This window comes from Nibribacter ruber, from assembly GCF_009913235.1.
In the GTDB taxonomy this organism is placed as follows: domain Bacteria; phylum Bacteroidota; class Bacteroidia; order Cytophagales; family Hymenobacteraceae; genus Nibribacter; species Nibribacter ruber.
Genome location: NZ_CP047897.1, coordinates 1,218,276 through 1,231,885, shown reverse-complemented (window position 1 = coordinate 1,231,885; position 13,610 = coordinate 1,218,276). Strand labels below are relative to the sequence as shown.

At 47.2% G+C, this 13,610-nt stretch carries 18 protein-coding genes and 1 tRNA gene; 7 read left to right on the top strand and 12 right to left on the bottom strand.

Annotated elements, in window-relative coordinates:
- The first annotated feature begins 22 nt into the window (after positions 1–22).
- The gene (locus GU926_RS05200) at positions 23–268 is read left to right on the top strand and encodes a hypothetical protein (RefSeq protein ID WP_160689681.1); all 246 of its coding nucleotides are present in this window, start codon (positions 23–25) and stop codon (positions 266–268) included.
- A gap of 80 nt (positions 269–348) precedes the next feature.
- Here the strand turns inward: GU926_RS05200 and GU926_RS05195 are convergent, their stop codons facing one another.
- Positions 349–687, bottom strand: a complete 339-nt coding sequence (locus GU926_RS05195) for a hypothetical protein (RefSeq protein WP_160689679.1) — start codon at positions 685–687, stop codon at positions 349–351.
- A 409-nt stretch (positions 688–1,096) separates the two neighbouring features.
- On the opposite strand from GU926_RS05195, the gene GU926_RS18450 reads away from it, so the two are divergent.
- On the top strand, positions 1,097–1,690 hold the full coding sequence (locus GU926_RS18450) for a YqaE/Pmp3 family membrane protein (RefSeq protein WP_232058437.1): 594 nt from the start codon (positions 1,097–1,099) through the stop codon (positions 1,688–1,690).
- 107 nt (positions 1,691–1,797) lie between these two features.
- Here GU926_RS18450 and GU926_RS18565 read toward each other — a convergent pair whose 3' ends face one another.
- Positions 1,798–1,929 (bottom strand): hypothetical protein, encoded by a 132-nt coding sequence (locus GU926_RS18565; protein ID WP_262886155.1) that lies wholly within the window; start codon positions 1,927–1,929, stop codon positions 1,798–1,800.
- A 377-nt stretch (positions 1,930–2,306) separates the two neighbouring features.
- Between GU926_RS18565 and GU926_RS05185 the strand changes: the two genes are divergently transcribed.
- Positions 2,307–2,747 (top strand): response regulator, encoded by a 441-nt coding sequence (locus GU926_RS05185; protein WP_160689677.1) that lies wholly within the window; start codon positions 2,307–2,309, stop codon positions 2,745–2,747.
- A gap of 217 nt (positions 2,748–2,964) precedes the next feature.
- Here GU926_RS05185 and GU926_RS05180 read toward each other — a convergent pair whose 3' ends face one another.
- Positions 2,965–3,387, bottom strand: coding sequence for a response regulator (locus GU926_RS05180; protein ID WP_160689675.1), 423 nt, complete (start codon positions 3,385–3,387; stop codon positions 2,965–2,967).
- A gap of 163 nt (positions 3,388–3,550) precedes the next feature.
- Between GU926_RS05180 and GU926_RS05175 the strand changes: the two genes are divergently transcribed.
- Positions 3,551–4,645 carry a PAS domain-containing sensor histidine kinase gene (locus tag GU926_RS05175; RefSeq protein WP_160689673.1) on the top strand — a complete coding sequence of 365 codons (1,095 nt, stop codon included), beginning with the start codon at positions 3,551–3,553 and terminating at the stop codon, positions 4,643–4,645.
- 137 nt (positions 4,646–4,782) lie between these two features.
- Here GU926_RS05175 and GU926_RS05170 read toward each other — a convergent pair whose 3' ends face one another.
- From GU926_RS05170 to GU926_RS05150, 5 genes are all read right to left on the bottom strand, one after another.
- Positions 4,783–5,589 carry a hypothetical protein gene (locus GU926_RS05170; protein WP_160689671.1) on the bottom strand — a complete coding sequence of 269 codons (807 nt, stop codon included), beginning with the start codon at positions 5,587–5,589 and terminating at the stop codon, positions 4,783–4,785.
- A gap of 112 nt (positions 5,590–5,701) precedes the next feature.
- Complete coding sequence (locus GU926_RS05165) at positions 5,702–5,953, bottom strand: hypothetical protein (protein WP_160689669.1); 252 nt, start codon at positions 5,951–5,953, stop codon at positions 5,702–5,704.
- 27 nt (positions 5,954–5,980) lie between these two features.
- Entirely contained in the window at positions 5,981–6,502 is a 522-nt protein-coding gene (locus GU926_RS05160) for a hypothetical protein (RefSeq protein ID WP_160689667.1), read from the bottom strand.
- A gap of 391 nt (positions 6,503–6,893) precedes the next feature.
- A complete protein-coding gene (locus GU926_RS05155) occupies positions 6,894–7,376 on the bottom strand; it encodes a hypothetical protein (protein ID WP_160689665.1) in 483 nt (160 codons plus the stop codon).
- A 229-nt stretch (positions 7,377–7,605) separates the two neighbouring features.
- Positions 7,606–7,677 (bottom strand) — tRNA-Arg (locus GU926_RS05150).
- Between the two features lie 177 nt (positions 7,678–7,854).
- Here GU926_RS05150 and GU926_RS05145 point away from each other — a divergent pair.
- Complete coding sequence (locus GU926_RS05145; RefSeq protein WP_160689663.1) at positions 7,855–8,274, top strand: organic hydroperoxide resistance protein; 420 nt, start codon at positions 7,855–7,857, stop codon at positions 8,272–8,274.
- A 163-nt stretch (positions 8,275–8,437) separates the two neighbouring features.
- Here GU926_RS05145 and GU926_RS05140 read toward each other — a convergent pair whose 3' ends face one another.
- From GU926_RS05140 to GU926_RS05125, 4 genes are all read right to left on the bottom strand, one after another.
- On the bottom strand, positions 8,438–9,037 hold the full coding sequence (locus GU926_RS05140; RefSeq protein WP_160689661.1) for a flavodoxin family protein: 600 nt from the start codon (positions 9,035–9,037) through the stop codon (positions 8,438–8,440).
- Positions 9,038–9,092: 55 nt separating this feature from the next.
- Complete coding sequence (locus GU926_RS05135) at positions 9,093–9,935, bottom strand: transglutaminase-like domain-containing protein (protein ID WP_160689659.1); 843 nt, start codon at positions 9,933–9,935, stop codon at positions 9,093–9,095.
- Positions 9,936–10,045: 110 nt separating this feature from the next.
- Entirely contained in the window at positions 10,046–11,242 is a 1,197-nt protein-coding gene (sucC, locus tag GU926_RS05130) for an ADP-forming succinate--CoA ligase subunit beta (RefSeq protein ID WP_160689657.1), read from the bottom strand.
- Positions 11,243–11,420: 178 nt separating this feature from the next.
- Positions 11,421–11,735: a hypothetical protein gene (locus GU926_RS05125; protein WP_160689655.1), complete on the bottom strand. Its 315-nt coding sequence runs from the start codon at positions 11,733–11,735 to the stop codon at positions 11,421–11,423.
- A gap of 157 nt (positions 11,736–11,892) precedes the next feature.
- On the opposite strand from GU926_RS05125, the gene GU926_RS05120 reads away from it, so the two are divergent.
- Together GU926_RS05120 and GU926_RS05115 are read left to right on the top strand one after the other, a co-directional pair.
- Positions 11,893–12,504: a hypothetical protein gene (locus GU926_RS05120; RefSeq protein ID WP_160689653.1), complete on the top strand. Its 612-nt coding sequence runs from the start codon at positions 11,893–11,895 to the stop codon at positions 12,502–12,504.
- A gap of 197 nt (positions 12,505–12,701) precedes the next feature.
- Positions 12,702–13,403 (top strand): ABC transporter ATP-binding protein, encoded by a 702-nt coding sequence (locus GU926_RS05115; RefSeq protein WP_160689651.1) that lies wholly within the window; start codon positions 12,702–12,704, stop codon positions 13,401–13,403.
- The last annotated feature ends 207 nt before the right edge of the window (positions 13,404–13,610 follow it).

Below are 13,610 nucleotides of genomic sequence, written 5' to 3'. Positions count from 1 at the left end.
GGAAGGGCAGGAAAGGAAAGGTATGAAAAATAGAGCCACCACATTTTCTAAAGACGAGCTAGTATATTTTCTGCTGCAGGGTGTTTCTCCTTCAGAGCTTGAGTTTCTGTACGGCATCTTCTTTGAAGAGATGGACCATTACAGCTCAGAGGATATAGAGGAAATCAAGGAAAGCCTGCGCTGCGAAATGATTGTACGGCTAGAGGCGGGTTTTCTGGATTACTGGGAAATGGTGCTGGAAGCCGTGCAGCTAAAACCTCGGTATTAAATCCAATCCAGTTCATCCTTTAAACCTACTGCTGCCATCTTAGCAAAACAGGAAGAAGAAATCTTTGAAGCGTAGGATGCTTACTCATTTTCCAGGAGATTCTGGCACGTTACCAAAAACTGGTCTAAAGCGCCCAATGCGGGTTGCAGCACATCAGAGATGTCATAAAGCCCGGTGTGGTGGTGGTTCATGGTATCATGGCGGTCTGCCAATATTTGGGCCTTCTGTAGCCCCAACCGCGCATTCTCTGCCACGTGAGCCGGTATTTGGGTAGAAAGAGACGACTGCTCCACAATTTCTATGGCCAGATGAATGAGTTGCTGCACATAGCCGGCGGTGTACGGTGGTTCCGTGAGCGCCGCAGTAAGCTTCTCCCTGATGGAATACAACTGCCGGCAAATATCTTTGATTTCTGACATGGAGGTAATAGAAACTGGTGCCCGCCTTTATTTATAAGAAAAGAGGAGAATCTCTTCTTTAGCGTAATTCTAAGCAGAATATTGCTCAATGACCTTTGAATACGGCAGTTTTATCGTTCTCCAGACACCGCTGTTCAAGTTGCAAAAGGAGCAAAGTTTGAGTACAAATCTACTTTCTAATTCCTTTTTCCAAGCCGGTAGTCTTCCAGAATAATCAGAATAGCTGGTAGTTGAGACGGTTCCTACCAAGGGCATTGTCTGGTTTAGGTTATATTTCTGCTCATAGATGAACAAAAGCAGGGAAAACAAGTAGAAGAATGATAAGAAATATATGGTACTCATCGCCTTGAAGGCATTGAGGGAACTGCTTATTCCAACATCTCATTCTTTCACGCTTTACTTAAACACTATGAACATTAAAAAACTACTCCACTTTGTCTGGATTCTGGTCGTTGGTCAGATGCTATTTTCTTGTAGTTCAGCTGAATACTACAAATTTGCCCCCATGAAGGGAGATGCCTACTCCAAGGCAGCAACCAAGCCGGCTCCCGAGGCTCCTGCCCCTGAGCAAGTAGCAGCTACCCCTGCACCAGAAGTGCAAGCAGAACCGGTCTTAGAAGCATCTGCCGCAGCCCCTACGCCAGTGTTGTTGGAGAAAAAGCATTTTGCCAAACCTGCCGTTTCGGCACCCGCTCAGACTGGCGCTACGGTGAAAGCCGAAGAGCTTTCCAAAGCAGAGGCCGTTGCCCTGGTGAAAGACCGCGTGGCGAGCATGACCAAGGTTGAAAAGGCGAATTTGGAAAAAGAGGTAAAAACGGCACTGCGTGCGGGACAAGCCACCAACATTATAGAAATCATCTTCGCCATTTTGATTCCGCCGCTAGGCGTGTTCTTGCATGAGGGCGAACTAAATACCAGGTTTTGGGTAAGCGTGCTCTTAACGCTGCTGTTTGTAATACCGGGTATCATCTATGCCTTGCTGGTAGTCACGGACTCCATCTAAGTAGCATAGCCTACCACTAACACAAAAGGGTCCTGCCTATAAACGGCAGGACCCTTTTGCGTTTTATATGTGTCCATTCTTTAGCTCAGCTAATATTAAACGGCTAGTCAGAAAACCAACACCAGCATGAGCCCGGTGAGTGCCAGCAAGGCGTAAAAGGCCCAGACCTCTGGGGTAGTGAAGTCTTCAGACCGGGCCCGTAAAACATAGGCCATGAACCGTCGCCAGGAAGAACCCATAGGCTTGTCAGATTAAATTGCACGTGATCAGGTGTGTATTCTTCTTACGCGAATCACCTATGGAGCGGCCATGTGGTAAAGAGATGCCTGTTTAGAGAAGTGGGGTGCCACGGTTTTTTGGTTTGTAGCAGGCAGGGTAGAGGGGGAAAGCTCAGGAGGCAATGCTCCCATGGCAACTTCCACCAAGGATGATGGACTGGTACAAAGAAAAACAGAGATTCAGTAAGTAATCAATCAGAAAAATTGACCTGCCATAACATAAAAAGGCAAAGTTCTTAGGCAACATTGTGCTAGTTTTCCAGTAGAAGGGACCTACGGGTAAGGGCGGCCGCTCAAAACAAATGCAGAACAGGCCTGTTCCCCTTCAAAGGAAAACCATGGAGCGGATTAAGTGTGTATTGGTGGTAGATGATGATCACTCGGCAAATTTCATCACCAAGAAAATCATAAGCAGGGTAGACTGTACCGAAGAAGTACTGGTAGCCTTGAACGGTGCCGAGGCCCTTTCCATCCTGCAAGAAAGATGCGTGGCGGGTTCTACCAAGCCATGTCCCCAACTAATACTGCTGGACGTGAAAATGCCGGTCATGGATGGGTTTGAGTTCTTGCGCAATTATGAGATGCTTGCCCTGGAAGAAAGCCAGAAACCGGTCATCATCATGCTGAGCACCTCCACCAACCCCAAAGACTTGCAACAGGCCCAGGAGTTTCACATTGGAGAGTTCCTCAACAAACCCCTGCGGGTAAGCCAGCTAGAGCAGCTCCTGGAAAAATACTTTAACCTAGATCCTACTTCCACGTTACAGGAGAGCAATTAACGCCGTATACGCTAGAAAGATGCAACAATACCGTTTTTAGGCTGTTTTACAGAAAATAGCCTAAAAACGAAGAAGTTCACAAAAATGAAATGACAAACGTACCGCGTCTTGCAGCCGGTACTACCTCCCAGAGCCTCTATAAAAGCCCGTTCCATCCCCCGGAGGTGGCCCAGAGGAGAAAGAAATGAATCCGGCGCAGGTAAGCAGTACCTGAAATCTAGTTGAGGTTGATGATGTCCAGCACCTTCTCGCGGGTGAGAGGCTTGCGCAGGTAAGCGGCTACGCCCAGGTCGGCGGCTCTGTTTTGATAGTCACGGTTGCCGTAATAACTCAGCACCACCACTTTGGGGGCGGCGTTGGCCTGTAGCGGCAGGGTTTCCAGTTTCTCCAGAAAATCAAAGCCATCACTCTCCGGCATTCTAATGTCCAGCAGTACTAGTTCAGGGAATTTCTCAGTGCCCGCCCGCTGGCTCAGGATGTGCAAGGCGTCTGGAACGTTGTTGGTAGTAGTGACCTTGTCGCCCAGCCCCATGGTGGTCAACAAATCCTTGATCAGGTACAGGCTGGAGGCGTCATCATCAATGACCAGAATCTCTCCAATTTCTAACGGATGGGGAAGGAGGCTGTTTTGTAGGGGCATACAACTAGGGGTGTGCCCAAAGGTACAAAATTATGAAGAAGAAAAGGATAAAATGATATAGCTCCAGAAGCAACACGATCCTCGTAAAAATAGTAAAACGCCTATACTTAGATGTTTCTATGCTGTGAACCAGCCAGAGACGCTACCTTTTTAAAATGCAACCATGGAAAGTGAAGTAACCTTTCAGCATGCGCCGCTGGTAGAGCGGGTGGCTGAAACCTTTGGACAGGCTTATTTTGTGTATGACCTCACAACTAACCGGTTCAAATACCTGAACAGAGCTTTTTCGCACCTGTTTGGCCTCTCAGAGGAGATTGCCCTGGCAGATGCCGCCCAGCTGCTGGGCTACCTGCACGAAGACGACCGCCCTTTTTTATATGACCAGTATGCCAAGCTGTTAACAGAGAAGGAGCAAGAGGGCATTGAGTTCAGGATTCAGATTCCGCACCAGCAGGAGAAATGGATCTGCCTGTGCTGCCAGCTGTATGAAAGCAAGGAGGGCGCTCTGGTCACCGGTTTCGCCGAGGATATTTCGCAACGCAAGGAATACCAGGCTAACATTCTCAAATTCAACTCCAAGAAGAACTCCACCCTGGAGATTCTCTCCCATGACCTGGCCGCGCCGTTCAACAACATTGAGGGCATGATTGAGCTGCTGGAGACCGAGCTGAAAAACTCAGAATCAGTGGTGCTCAACCTGGTGCATTATATTAAAGAAAACGCCAAGAAGGGTTCAGACATGATCCGGGACTTTATTGACAACGAGTTTCTGGAGTCTTCTGAGATTGTGCTGCACAAAGAGCGCGTAGACATCTGTGAACGCGCGCAGATCATGATTGACAACTACAATGAGATGAGCGGCGGCCTCATTTCTAAGAACTTTGTGCTGGAGATGCCCCAGGAGCCCGTGTTCATGTACCTGGACGTGATGAAGTTCATGCAGGCGTTCAACAACCTCATTTCCAACGCCATTAAGTTCACGCATGACCAGGGAACCATCAAGGTCACCATAGAAGACCAAGTGTCTAAAGTACTGTTCACCGTGGCAGACAATGGCATTGGCATTCCGGAGAACCTGCAACCGGCGCTCTTTGACAAGTTCACCTCGTCTCGGCGCGAAGGCATAAAAGGTGAGAAAAGCATTGGCCTGGGCATGTCCATCATCCAGAAAATTGTGGAGCTGCACCAAGGCAGGGTTTGGTTTGAAAGCCAGGAAGGCCAGGGCGCTACCTTCTACATGGAAGTGCCCAAAGAGTAAAATAACTTCAATCTTATAAAAGAGGCGCCGTCTCGTTTTTAGGCTGATTTCTCAAAAACAGCCCAAAAACGAGGCGGCGCCTCTTTCTTTACCTCCACCAGGTTTCCCTTTTGAAACTGGTAAACTACGCTTTGTCCTTATTGATAGGTGTAGGTATAGGTGGTTTTGGCGGTGTAATATCCGCTTTCCTTCAGGGCTTCAATGGGATATCCCTGGTCATTGTAGACATAAGTGATTTTATAACTGGTTCGGTTCTTGGAGCCGTCGCTTCTATTGACAATGAGATAATCCAGCACGTTGCCGGCGTTGCCTTCAATCAGTGGCGTCTCCCTGAAAAGCGGGGTCACGCCCATCAAAGGCATGGGCGGCGTGGGCTGTTTTTTGCTGTCATAGGTAATGTAAATGTCTTCTATGTAAGCATCGTCTCCTGCGTACATCGTCTTTTCAATGCGGGTATTCACGCCCTTCTCATAAAAGTACTTGAACCGGTACTGTACATACGCGGGCTCCTGCTCACTGTGGTAGGTGGTTTCTATTAACTGGCCTTGCGTGTTGTACGTGTGCTGGTAAAAATGAAACTCAGAAACCCCGCCAATGGACATTTCCACCACGTGCTTCTCCAGTTGGCTCTGGGCATTGTATTCGCCTACAATGGTATACGGACTGTCTTTTTGGATGGAAAACCGGCCTTGGGCATCATAAAAGTACTCAACGCGGTGTAAGGTAGTATCTCCCTGAGTGAGGATTCTGGTTAGTTTCCCATCACGATTGAAGACGTACTCTCTGGTTGGTTCATTACCGATGCGGGCAGTTTTAAGAAGTAGCGTTGTGGGTTTGTCAGGTTCTGGTTCCAGGTTTTCTGCACATCCCGTGAAAAGCCCAAGGCAGGCCAAGGGAAGTAAAAAGCAAAGTCTGCCTGCCAGTAAACGGTATATTTTATACATGTATGAAATGTGAGATAGTTATATTTTATACAAAGTTATATAGGGGCAAGGGCGTCTTGCTGGGGCAGTCATGGTTAGAAGTGCTTCCAAAGGTAAACCAATCAGAGATGGGCTAGCTGAGCAAAATGACCTTGTTGTTGCGGTAAATGGCCACGCTGATGCGACCCAGATTTTTAATCCCGATGCGTACCTCATACTGCACCGGCTCCCCGTTTTCTTCCTGGGTAAAACTGTGGACTTCGCCTAGAAGTGATTTCTTCTCAGAGACAATCTCGCCGTTGTACTTCACGGTTTCTAGGCCTGAGAAGGAGTTGTCTACCTCAATTTTAACGGTGTCTGACAAGTGCAAGGTAATGACGTTCATCTGCTTGGGAGGTTGCTACCCTTAAACTTACAAAAATTTGGAGAGCACGAAGTTGGTTCCCTTAATTTTGGTCACGCCGTCTTCCTCTACCAGCTCAAACCCAACGGCCTTGCCTGGAACGGGTGCGTTCTGGGCGTTTTCTTCCTGCTCTAAGGAGAAGTTTAGCAAAGAAAGCTGAGTGGTCTTTTTCTTGGCTGCCTTTGCCTGTTCTTTTTCTTCTCTCAGACGAAGTTTCTGGGCCAGTTTGGCTTCCAGTAGCTTCTGATCATGCTCATATGCCAGATAATACAACAGGTGCAGAAAGCTCTGGGCATCTGCCAGTAGGTATTTCTCCCCGTTGGGATAGGTGCCGTACAAGCGCACGTCTTTTTCTTGTACCTCCAGAGATCCTTGGTTGGCCAGGGCTTCTTCTAAAAGGGTAGAGGTATAATTGAGCGGGTTGTCTTTGTCCTTGCCCAGGGCTTTGTTGAACCTGAGTTTGCCTTCCTTCTGCTTTATCTGGGCATTGAAGTGCTTTACCCGCAAGGGTACGTTGATAGAAACGGTCATGACAGGAGAGAGTAAACGTGTAAAATAGGCTTAGATTTGGTAGTGTGGAACAGGGTTGGGTATTCTAATCAATGCAAAAGGAGAGAAGCAGAAAGGCCTCAATGTACATGAAAAATGCCTTGGCAGGCAGCAGGTAGGTAAGCGTGGTCGTTTTTGGCCAGATTCTCAGAAAACAGCCCAAAAACGGCGTTTTCAAAGCAGAATAAGGCATATATCATTTCTGACCCTCTAAATTATGAAAAGAAAACCACGTAGAATTCTATATAGTAAAACAAAAATGCCACTCTGGATTGGGAGTGGCATTTTTGATTGTAAAATCCTGTGGTAAGTTAACTGTCTCAGATGTTCAAATAAAGCACAGAAGGAAAGCTTTCCTTCCATGAACCTCTTTCTAATTCATTTTCTTCCAGGCACGGTAGTCTGCGGTGGTAGTGTCAACGGGCACAAAGAATTGGCCATTGGTTACCTGTATCTTCTCCTGTCCAGCTGGAGAACCTGCATTGGGGACGGTAGCCTCAAAATGGTAGTCTCCTCTAATATACAAGTCACCCTTGCCATAGTAGTCTTTATATTGCTTTAGCTCTAAGGACCCGTTATTGCCTTCACTATAAAAAGAGACGTTCTGTCTTAAACCGTTCAATCTTACTCCCGCAGTATTTCTTGTAGCCAAGGAAGCAGAGTAGTCAATGAGCGGATAGGTGCCACTGAATGCGGGTGCGTTGACGATTAAGTCCAATTCGTAAGAAGTATTGTTGATCAGAATACGACTGTCTCCCCCAGATATTCTCAGCTGGAATTCATTGGTGTTGGGTACCTGGTGGATAGTGGCTTTTCCAGATAAACTCCATGAGGTTCCATTGAGAGTGGCGTTCATGAAAGATCGTGGTTGTGGCTCACCTCTTCTAGAGCATGTCCAGGAAGAAAAAAGAAGAGCAAGAATATAAAGCAAATAGAGTGATTTCTTCATGAGCGGGGACTAATGTGATTTCTGCATCAGGTTTTCAGGTAGTAAGGTAATGGGAATAATTAGCATTCTATGCATATAGTTTGCCTTAAACAAAAATGCCTCTCAACATCCAGCTGAGAGGCATTTTCAATTGTAGTGGCCGCGTCAGGAATCGAACCTGAATCGAGAGCTTCGGAAACTCCAATACTATCCGTTGTACTACGCGGCCTGAGTATTGCTGGGGCAAAAGTAGGAAATGCGCGGCTAGTATGAAAGCCTGCAAATCTGTTTTTTGCCTGTTTTCGGTAAAAGAAGCCAAAAACGCAGTACGTGATTTTTCTTTCAACATTTAAGGGCAAAAGCAGTTAAACCTATACATTGGCTTACCTAAAAAGACCACAACACTATGAAAAGATTGTATACAGCGGAAGTAACCGCTACCGGTGGCCGCAGCGGCCAGGTTAAATCATCTGATGGCATCATTGACATTCCTGTACAGCTTCCGGAAGGTATGGGCGGCAAAGGTGGGGCCACCAACCCAGAGCAGCTGTTTGCCGCTGGCTACGCAGCTTGTTTCCAAAGCGCCCTGCAACTGATGGCGGGCAAACAGAAAATCAGACTTGACGAGAAGTCAACCGTGACGGCGCATGTGGGCCTGGACCAGTTTGAGGACGGGCGCTTCGGGCTGGCCGTGCAGCTAGACGTGAAGATTGACGGCGTAGACAAAGAAAAAGCGCAGGAACTCGTAGAGCAGGCGCATGAGGTGTGCCCGTATTCTGTGGGTACCCGCGGAAACATTGATGTGCAACTGAACGTGCTGGCCTAGACCCCAGCCCTGAATCAAGCGCATAACACCAAAAAAGAATGAGGGCACTCTTTGCAAAGTGCCCTCATTCTTTTTTTGGTGTTATGATCAATGCGTGCACAAATTTCCAACAGGAAACCCGTTCCTGTCTCTTTGCCATAGTTGAGAGTTAGCATAGCTACAGTTAGGCGGTCACCTTCTTTTTTAGCTGTGCATAGGTGATAAGCTGTGTTGCCATCTTTTCTGCCGTGGCTTTGTACTCCTTCTCATACTTGGCCAGGAGTTCTTGTTTGGTGGGTTTCTTGTCTTTGGCCTGCCTGTCCCAAAGCACGGTTAAGGTGGCAAACGGAGGAAGGGTGATGCCCACGGCGTTGAAGAAATTGCCCACGTTGGCAATGATGGTCTGCGCCCCGTCAGAGTCGCCGGTGACCAGCACGCCGCCCACTTTTCCTAACAGCCTGGATTCTTTTCCCTCCAGAATCTCGTCATGTAGTTCATCCAGGCGCTCAATGACGCGCTGCGTTTCTGAAGAATGGTTGTTCCACCAGATAGGAGAGGCCAGCAGGAGGATGTCTGAGGCTAGGATTTGTTCCAAGATGTGGGGCCAGTCATCGCCTTCGCCCATGTCATTGTAAGTGCCAGGCAAAATAGAATGCTCCACCAGTTTAAGGATGGAGCATTCTATGTTTTGCACCTCTAAGTGTTTTTGGAAGAACTCGCACAGAACCTCTGTGTTGGACAGGCCTGTCTTTTTCAAGGTGCCTAGTAAGATGATTGCTTTCATGCCGTAGTGGGTTGGTACCAATACACTTACGAACCTCACCACATCCTGGACTTGTTTACTTTATCTCTGGGTAAAAGTCTGCCAGGGAATGCGTATACACCATGTTTTTAATGGGATTCACCTTCTGGAAGATCGTCAGGTTTTTATAGCCTTTGGGCACTAACATAATGCTGCCCAACACACGCTCCACGTCATAGCGGTTGTCTAGTTTGGTGTCAAAATAAAAGAGGTAGGGAGCAATCCAGGAGAAGTAGTCGGCGGCTTTGGTGCCCGAGAAGGAAACCACTTTCAGGTCTGGCGCGCCGGCAGAGAGCGCCTGTTGCAGTTCCACGGCGTTCAAGGGCGTATTTTGGAGCATGGGAATCACATCAAACTGCCCGTCTACCATCACCCATTTCTTCAGATCGCGCAGGTAAGCCTCGGCAGCCACGTGTCCTGCGCCATAAGCAATGGTGTCTGTGTGTTCCATCTTGAGCGCCAGCGTTCTGGCGGGTATGCCTATGGCATTCAGGGCCCCGCTCACCAAAATGCCGTATTCTACGCATCTGAACTGTTTGCCGGTGGCCGCTTCCTCCAGAATGGAAATAGGATCGTTTTTGAGGGGCGTATTGTCGCCGTTGTGTTCCCAGCGTTTTCTGGCCCAGCCACAAATAGCTTTCACCTTGTCAAAATCTGTTTTCTTGCCGGCTACTACTTTGTCTAAATTGTAACTGGTACGCAGCTTGGTAAGGTAGGCGTTGTCTGGTGTGCTGTACTGATACGTTGGATTTAGCTGCGGAGTACGGTCAAACGTGAGGACTTTGGTCTGAGGCACGGCGTCTTGCGCGAATAAAGTAAGAGCGGTGCCTGCGTTCAGCAGAGTAGCCAGACAGAGGGTAAGAAGGTTTTTGGTTTTCATAGTCGTGTTTTTTAGAAGGATGTCTGTGAATAGAGAAAGGTTGCTTGGTGGCCATAAAAAAAAGGCTTCCCGTTGCCAGGAAGCCTTTTCTATATAGTTTGTGAAAAGAATTAGGCGTTGGCCAATACTTCTTTCACTTTCAAAGCGGCGTCCTTCAAAAGAACGGCAGAGTATACTTTCAAGCCAGACTCGTCAATGATTCTAGCACCTTCCTCAGCGTTGGTTCCTTGCAAACGAACAATGATGGGAACGTTGATAGTGCCAATGTTCTTGTACGCTTCTACTACACCATTCGCTACACGGTCGCAACGAACAATACCACCGAAGATGTTGATCAAGATGGCCTTCACGTTAGGGTCTTGCAAGATCAAACGGAAACCAGCCTCTACGGTCTGCGCGTTGGCCCCACCTCCTACGTCCAGGAAGTTAGCCGGCTCACCGCCAGAAAGTTTGATGATGTCCATGGTAGCCATAGCCAGACCAGCACCGTTTACCATACAGCCTACGTTACCGTCTAGCTTCACATAGTTCAGGTTGCTTTTGCTTGCTTCTACTTCCAAAGGATCTTCTTCCAGAATGTCGCGAAGGTCAGCAAGGTCCTTGTGACGGAACAATGCGTTGTCGTCTAAGTCTACTTTACCGTCTACCGCTAAAATCTTGTTGTCTGAGGTCTTCAACACCGGGTTGATCTCAAACATAGAAGCATCCGTATCCAAATACGCATTATACAGGCTGGTCAAGAACTTGGTGAATTCTTTGAACGCCTCGCCCTGCAAACCAAAGGCAAATGCAATTTTATTGGCCTGGAATGGACGAAGACCAACTGCTGGGTCAATCCACTCCTTGAAGATTTTCTCTGGCGTGTGCTCAGCCACTTCTTCAATGTCCATACCGCCTTCAGTAGACGCCATGATCACGTTCTGACCTTTGGCACGGTCTAACAAGATAGACACGTAATATTCTTTCGGCTCAGAGTCACCAGGATAGTAAACGTCCTGGGCTACCAATACCTTGTGCACTTTCTTTCCTTCTGGACCAGTCTGGTGCGTTACTAACTGCATGCCCAAGATCTGGCCGGCAATTTCTTTCACCTGCTCCAGGTTTTTGGCAAGTTTCACCCCGCCGCCTTTGCCACGACCGCCCGCATGAATCTGGGCTTTGATGACGTGCCAGCCAGTGCCGGTTTCCTCGGTTAAACGCTTGGCAGCCGCTACCGCCTCTTCAGGGGTCTCCGCCACGATGCCTTCTTGAATTCTAACGCCGTAGCGTTTCAGAATGTCTTTCGCCTGGTACTCGTGTATATTCATGAGGTTAGGTTGATGTTTTTAGGTGCACGAAAGTAAGACTTTCAAGGCTCACTTCAAAACGTAAGCCGCAGTGCGGCTAGTCCTGAGTCCTAAGTCGCGAGTCTTGAGTCTGGGGAAGGGGATTTGGTCAGAGATGTGAGAAGTTATATGAGCCGTTTTTAGGCTGAATGCATAATCCCTATGAACTAACTACATTGGTTTGGTAATCTGCCTTTGTCTTACCGTGTTTGTTCTTTCCACAAGCAGGACAGAAGCCAGCCATTGAAGGGTGTAGCAAACCCTGCCAACCACAATTAGGACAGGTCTTGACTGCTTCTTTCTTACCGCTAACGGCTGCAATGATTAACCCAACCACAGGACTCAGGAATATACTTGCCAGCAGGGTAGGGAAGAAGCCCACCTTCATGGAGTTCCCATAAGCTGCAACTCCAAAGGATAGGAACACCCAAACAAGGGCATAGAATTGTAAGTCACTGTCAGTAATATTCTCCATTTGAATTGAGGTTTAAGGTTATTGTGTGAATATATTACTAAAACATAATATCTGTCTCAGTATCAATAAATATTATTTATGGTTTATATAATGTATATACCGTGCTTATTTAAGAATTACTAGAAGCCGAACATACCAAACCATATATCTTTACTATATGGAAGAACTACTATTAAATGAGATTAGGAAGAGGGTGCCCAAAAAAAGATGGAAGTGGGTTTTGGGCTTGGGGTGTCTATTGTTTTTGTTAGTTAATGGTAAATCAGTTATAGAAACTATTATTTACTGCTACTCATTTATTCACCCTGCAACTAAAGTCTCAGCCACTTTAGAGGTCACCCCCTACGTAGTGCCTGAATCTGTCAATCTGGTTGGTATGTATAGCGATTTAAACTATGGTTTACTTGACATTGAGAACACTGGAAAGAATGAGGTTAAAGACATTAACATTAACTTAAAATACAATGGATACTATCAGTATGAAGATACTGACGGAAAGACTATTCAAGGTAAAAGCTCCAAATTGATTGTCCTGAGTCCTCTTAGGGCTGGAAATAATTTCAAGGTTCATTTATGGGTACCTTATCTTGATGTTACTGGCATCAATATAACACACACCCAAGATAAGATTGAGGTAGAAGAAGTAAAGAAGGTGACGGGCTATGCTTCAATAATGTCTGATATTGACCTTAGACCTATCTTTTTAACAATTTTGATTCTCGGAATTTATTGGAGAGTAGAATGGTGGGTTAATAAGAAAAAGTACTGAACCTGGGGTGGAGTACAGGACTTAACTTATAAATAACCTGCTTTCGTTTTTGGCCTGTTTTCCAGAAAACAGGCCAAAAACGAAGCGCATTTTTTGACTCAGGACGCAGGGCTCAGAACTCAGGACTCATTTTGCCGTTACCTGCACACAAGCGCGGCATTTGCAAATACCATCCCTTCCGCGTTGTTTTGTACTGCATGACCGACCAGAAACCAGTTTTATTGGAAGCCCGCGGGCTGTTTAAATCGTACGGCAAACTGCCGGTGTTAAAAGGAATTGACCTTACTATTGGTGAGGCCGAAATCGTGTCTATTGTAGGCGCCTCGGGTGCTGGTAAAAGTACGCTGCTGCACTTGCTGGGTACCTTAGACTCACCAGACGCCGGCGAAGTCTACTTGCAAGGCCAGCGCATCTCGGGCTTGAGTAATAAAGAGGTCGCTCGTTTCCGGAATCAGAACATCGGCTTCATCTTTCAGTTTCATAACCTCTTGCCAGAATTCACGGCCCTTGAAAACGTATGCCTGCCGGGTTTCCTGGCCAACCGTCCAGAGAAGGAAGTAGAACAACGGGCCAAAGAATTGCTGGAGATGCTGGGCCTGGGCCATCGGCTGGACCATAAGCCCTCAGAGATGAGCGGTGGCGAACAGCAGCGCACCGCCGTAGCCCGCGCGCTCATCAACTCACCCAAACTCATCTTTGCAGATGAACCCTCTGGCAACTTAGACTCCAAGAACGCTGACGAATTGCACCACATCTTCTTTAAACTTCGCGAAGACTTGGGCCAGACCTTCGTGCTGGTCACCCACAACCCCGTTTTGGCAGACATGGCCGATAGAAAACTAACCATGAAGGACGGCTTCCTGCTTCAGCCCGAGGAAGCCTCTGAAGAAACAATATAGGTAAACCTTCTTGAGAAAAGCCCCGGCTCGTTTTTGGCCTGTTTTATAGGAAACAGGCCAAAAACGAGCCGGGGCTTTTTTTATCCTAATAACAGGTTACTCAAAGCTTTCCCGTTTTTATTATTTGAAAGGCAACTAGTTGAATATCAATATTTTGTAATTTGCTAAAAATAATTTAGCAATTGTGTGTAACTGATTGATTATCAA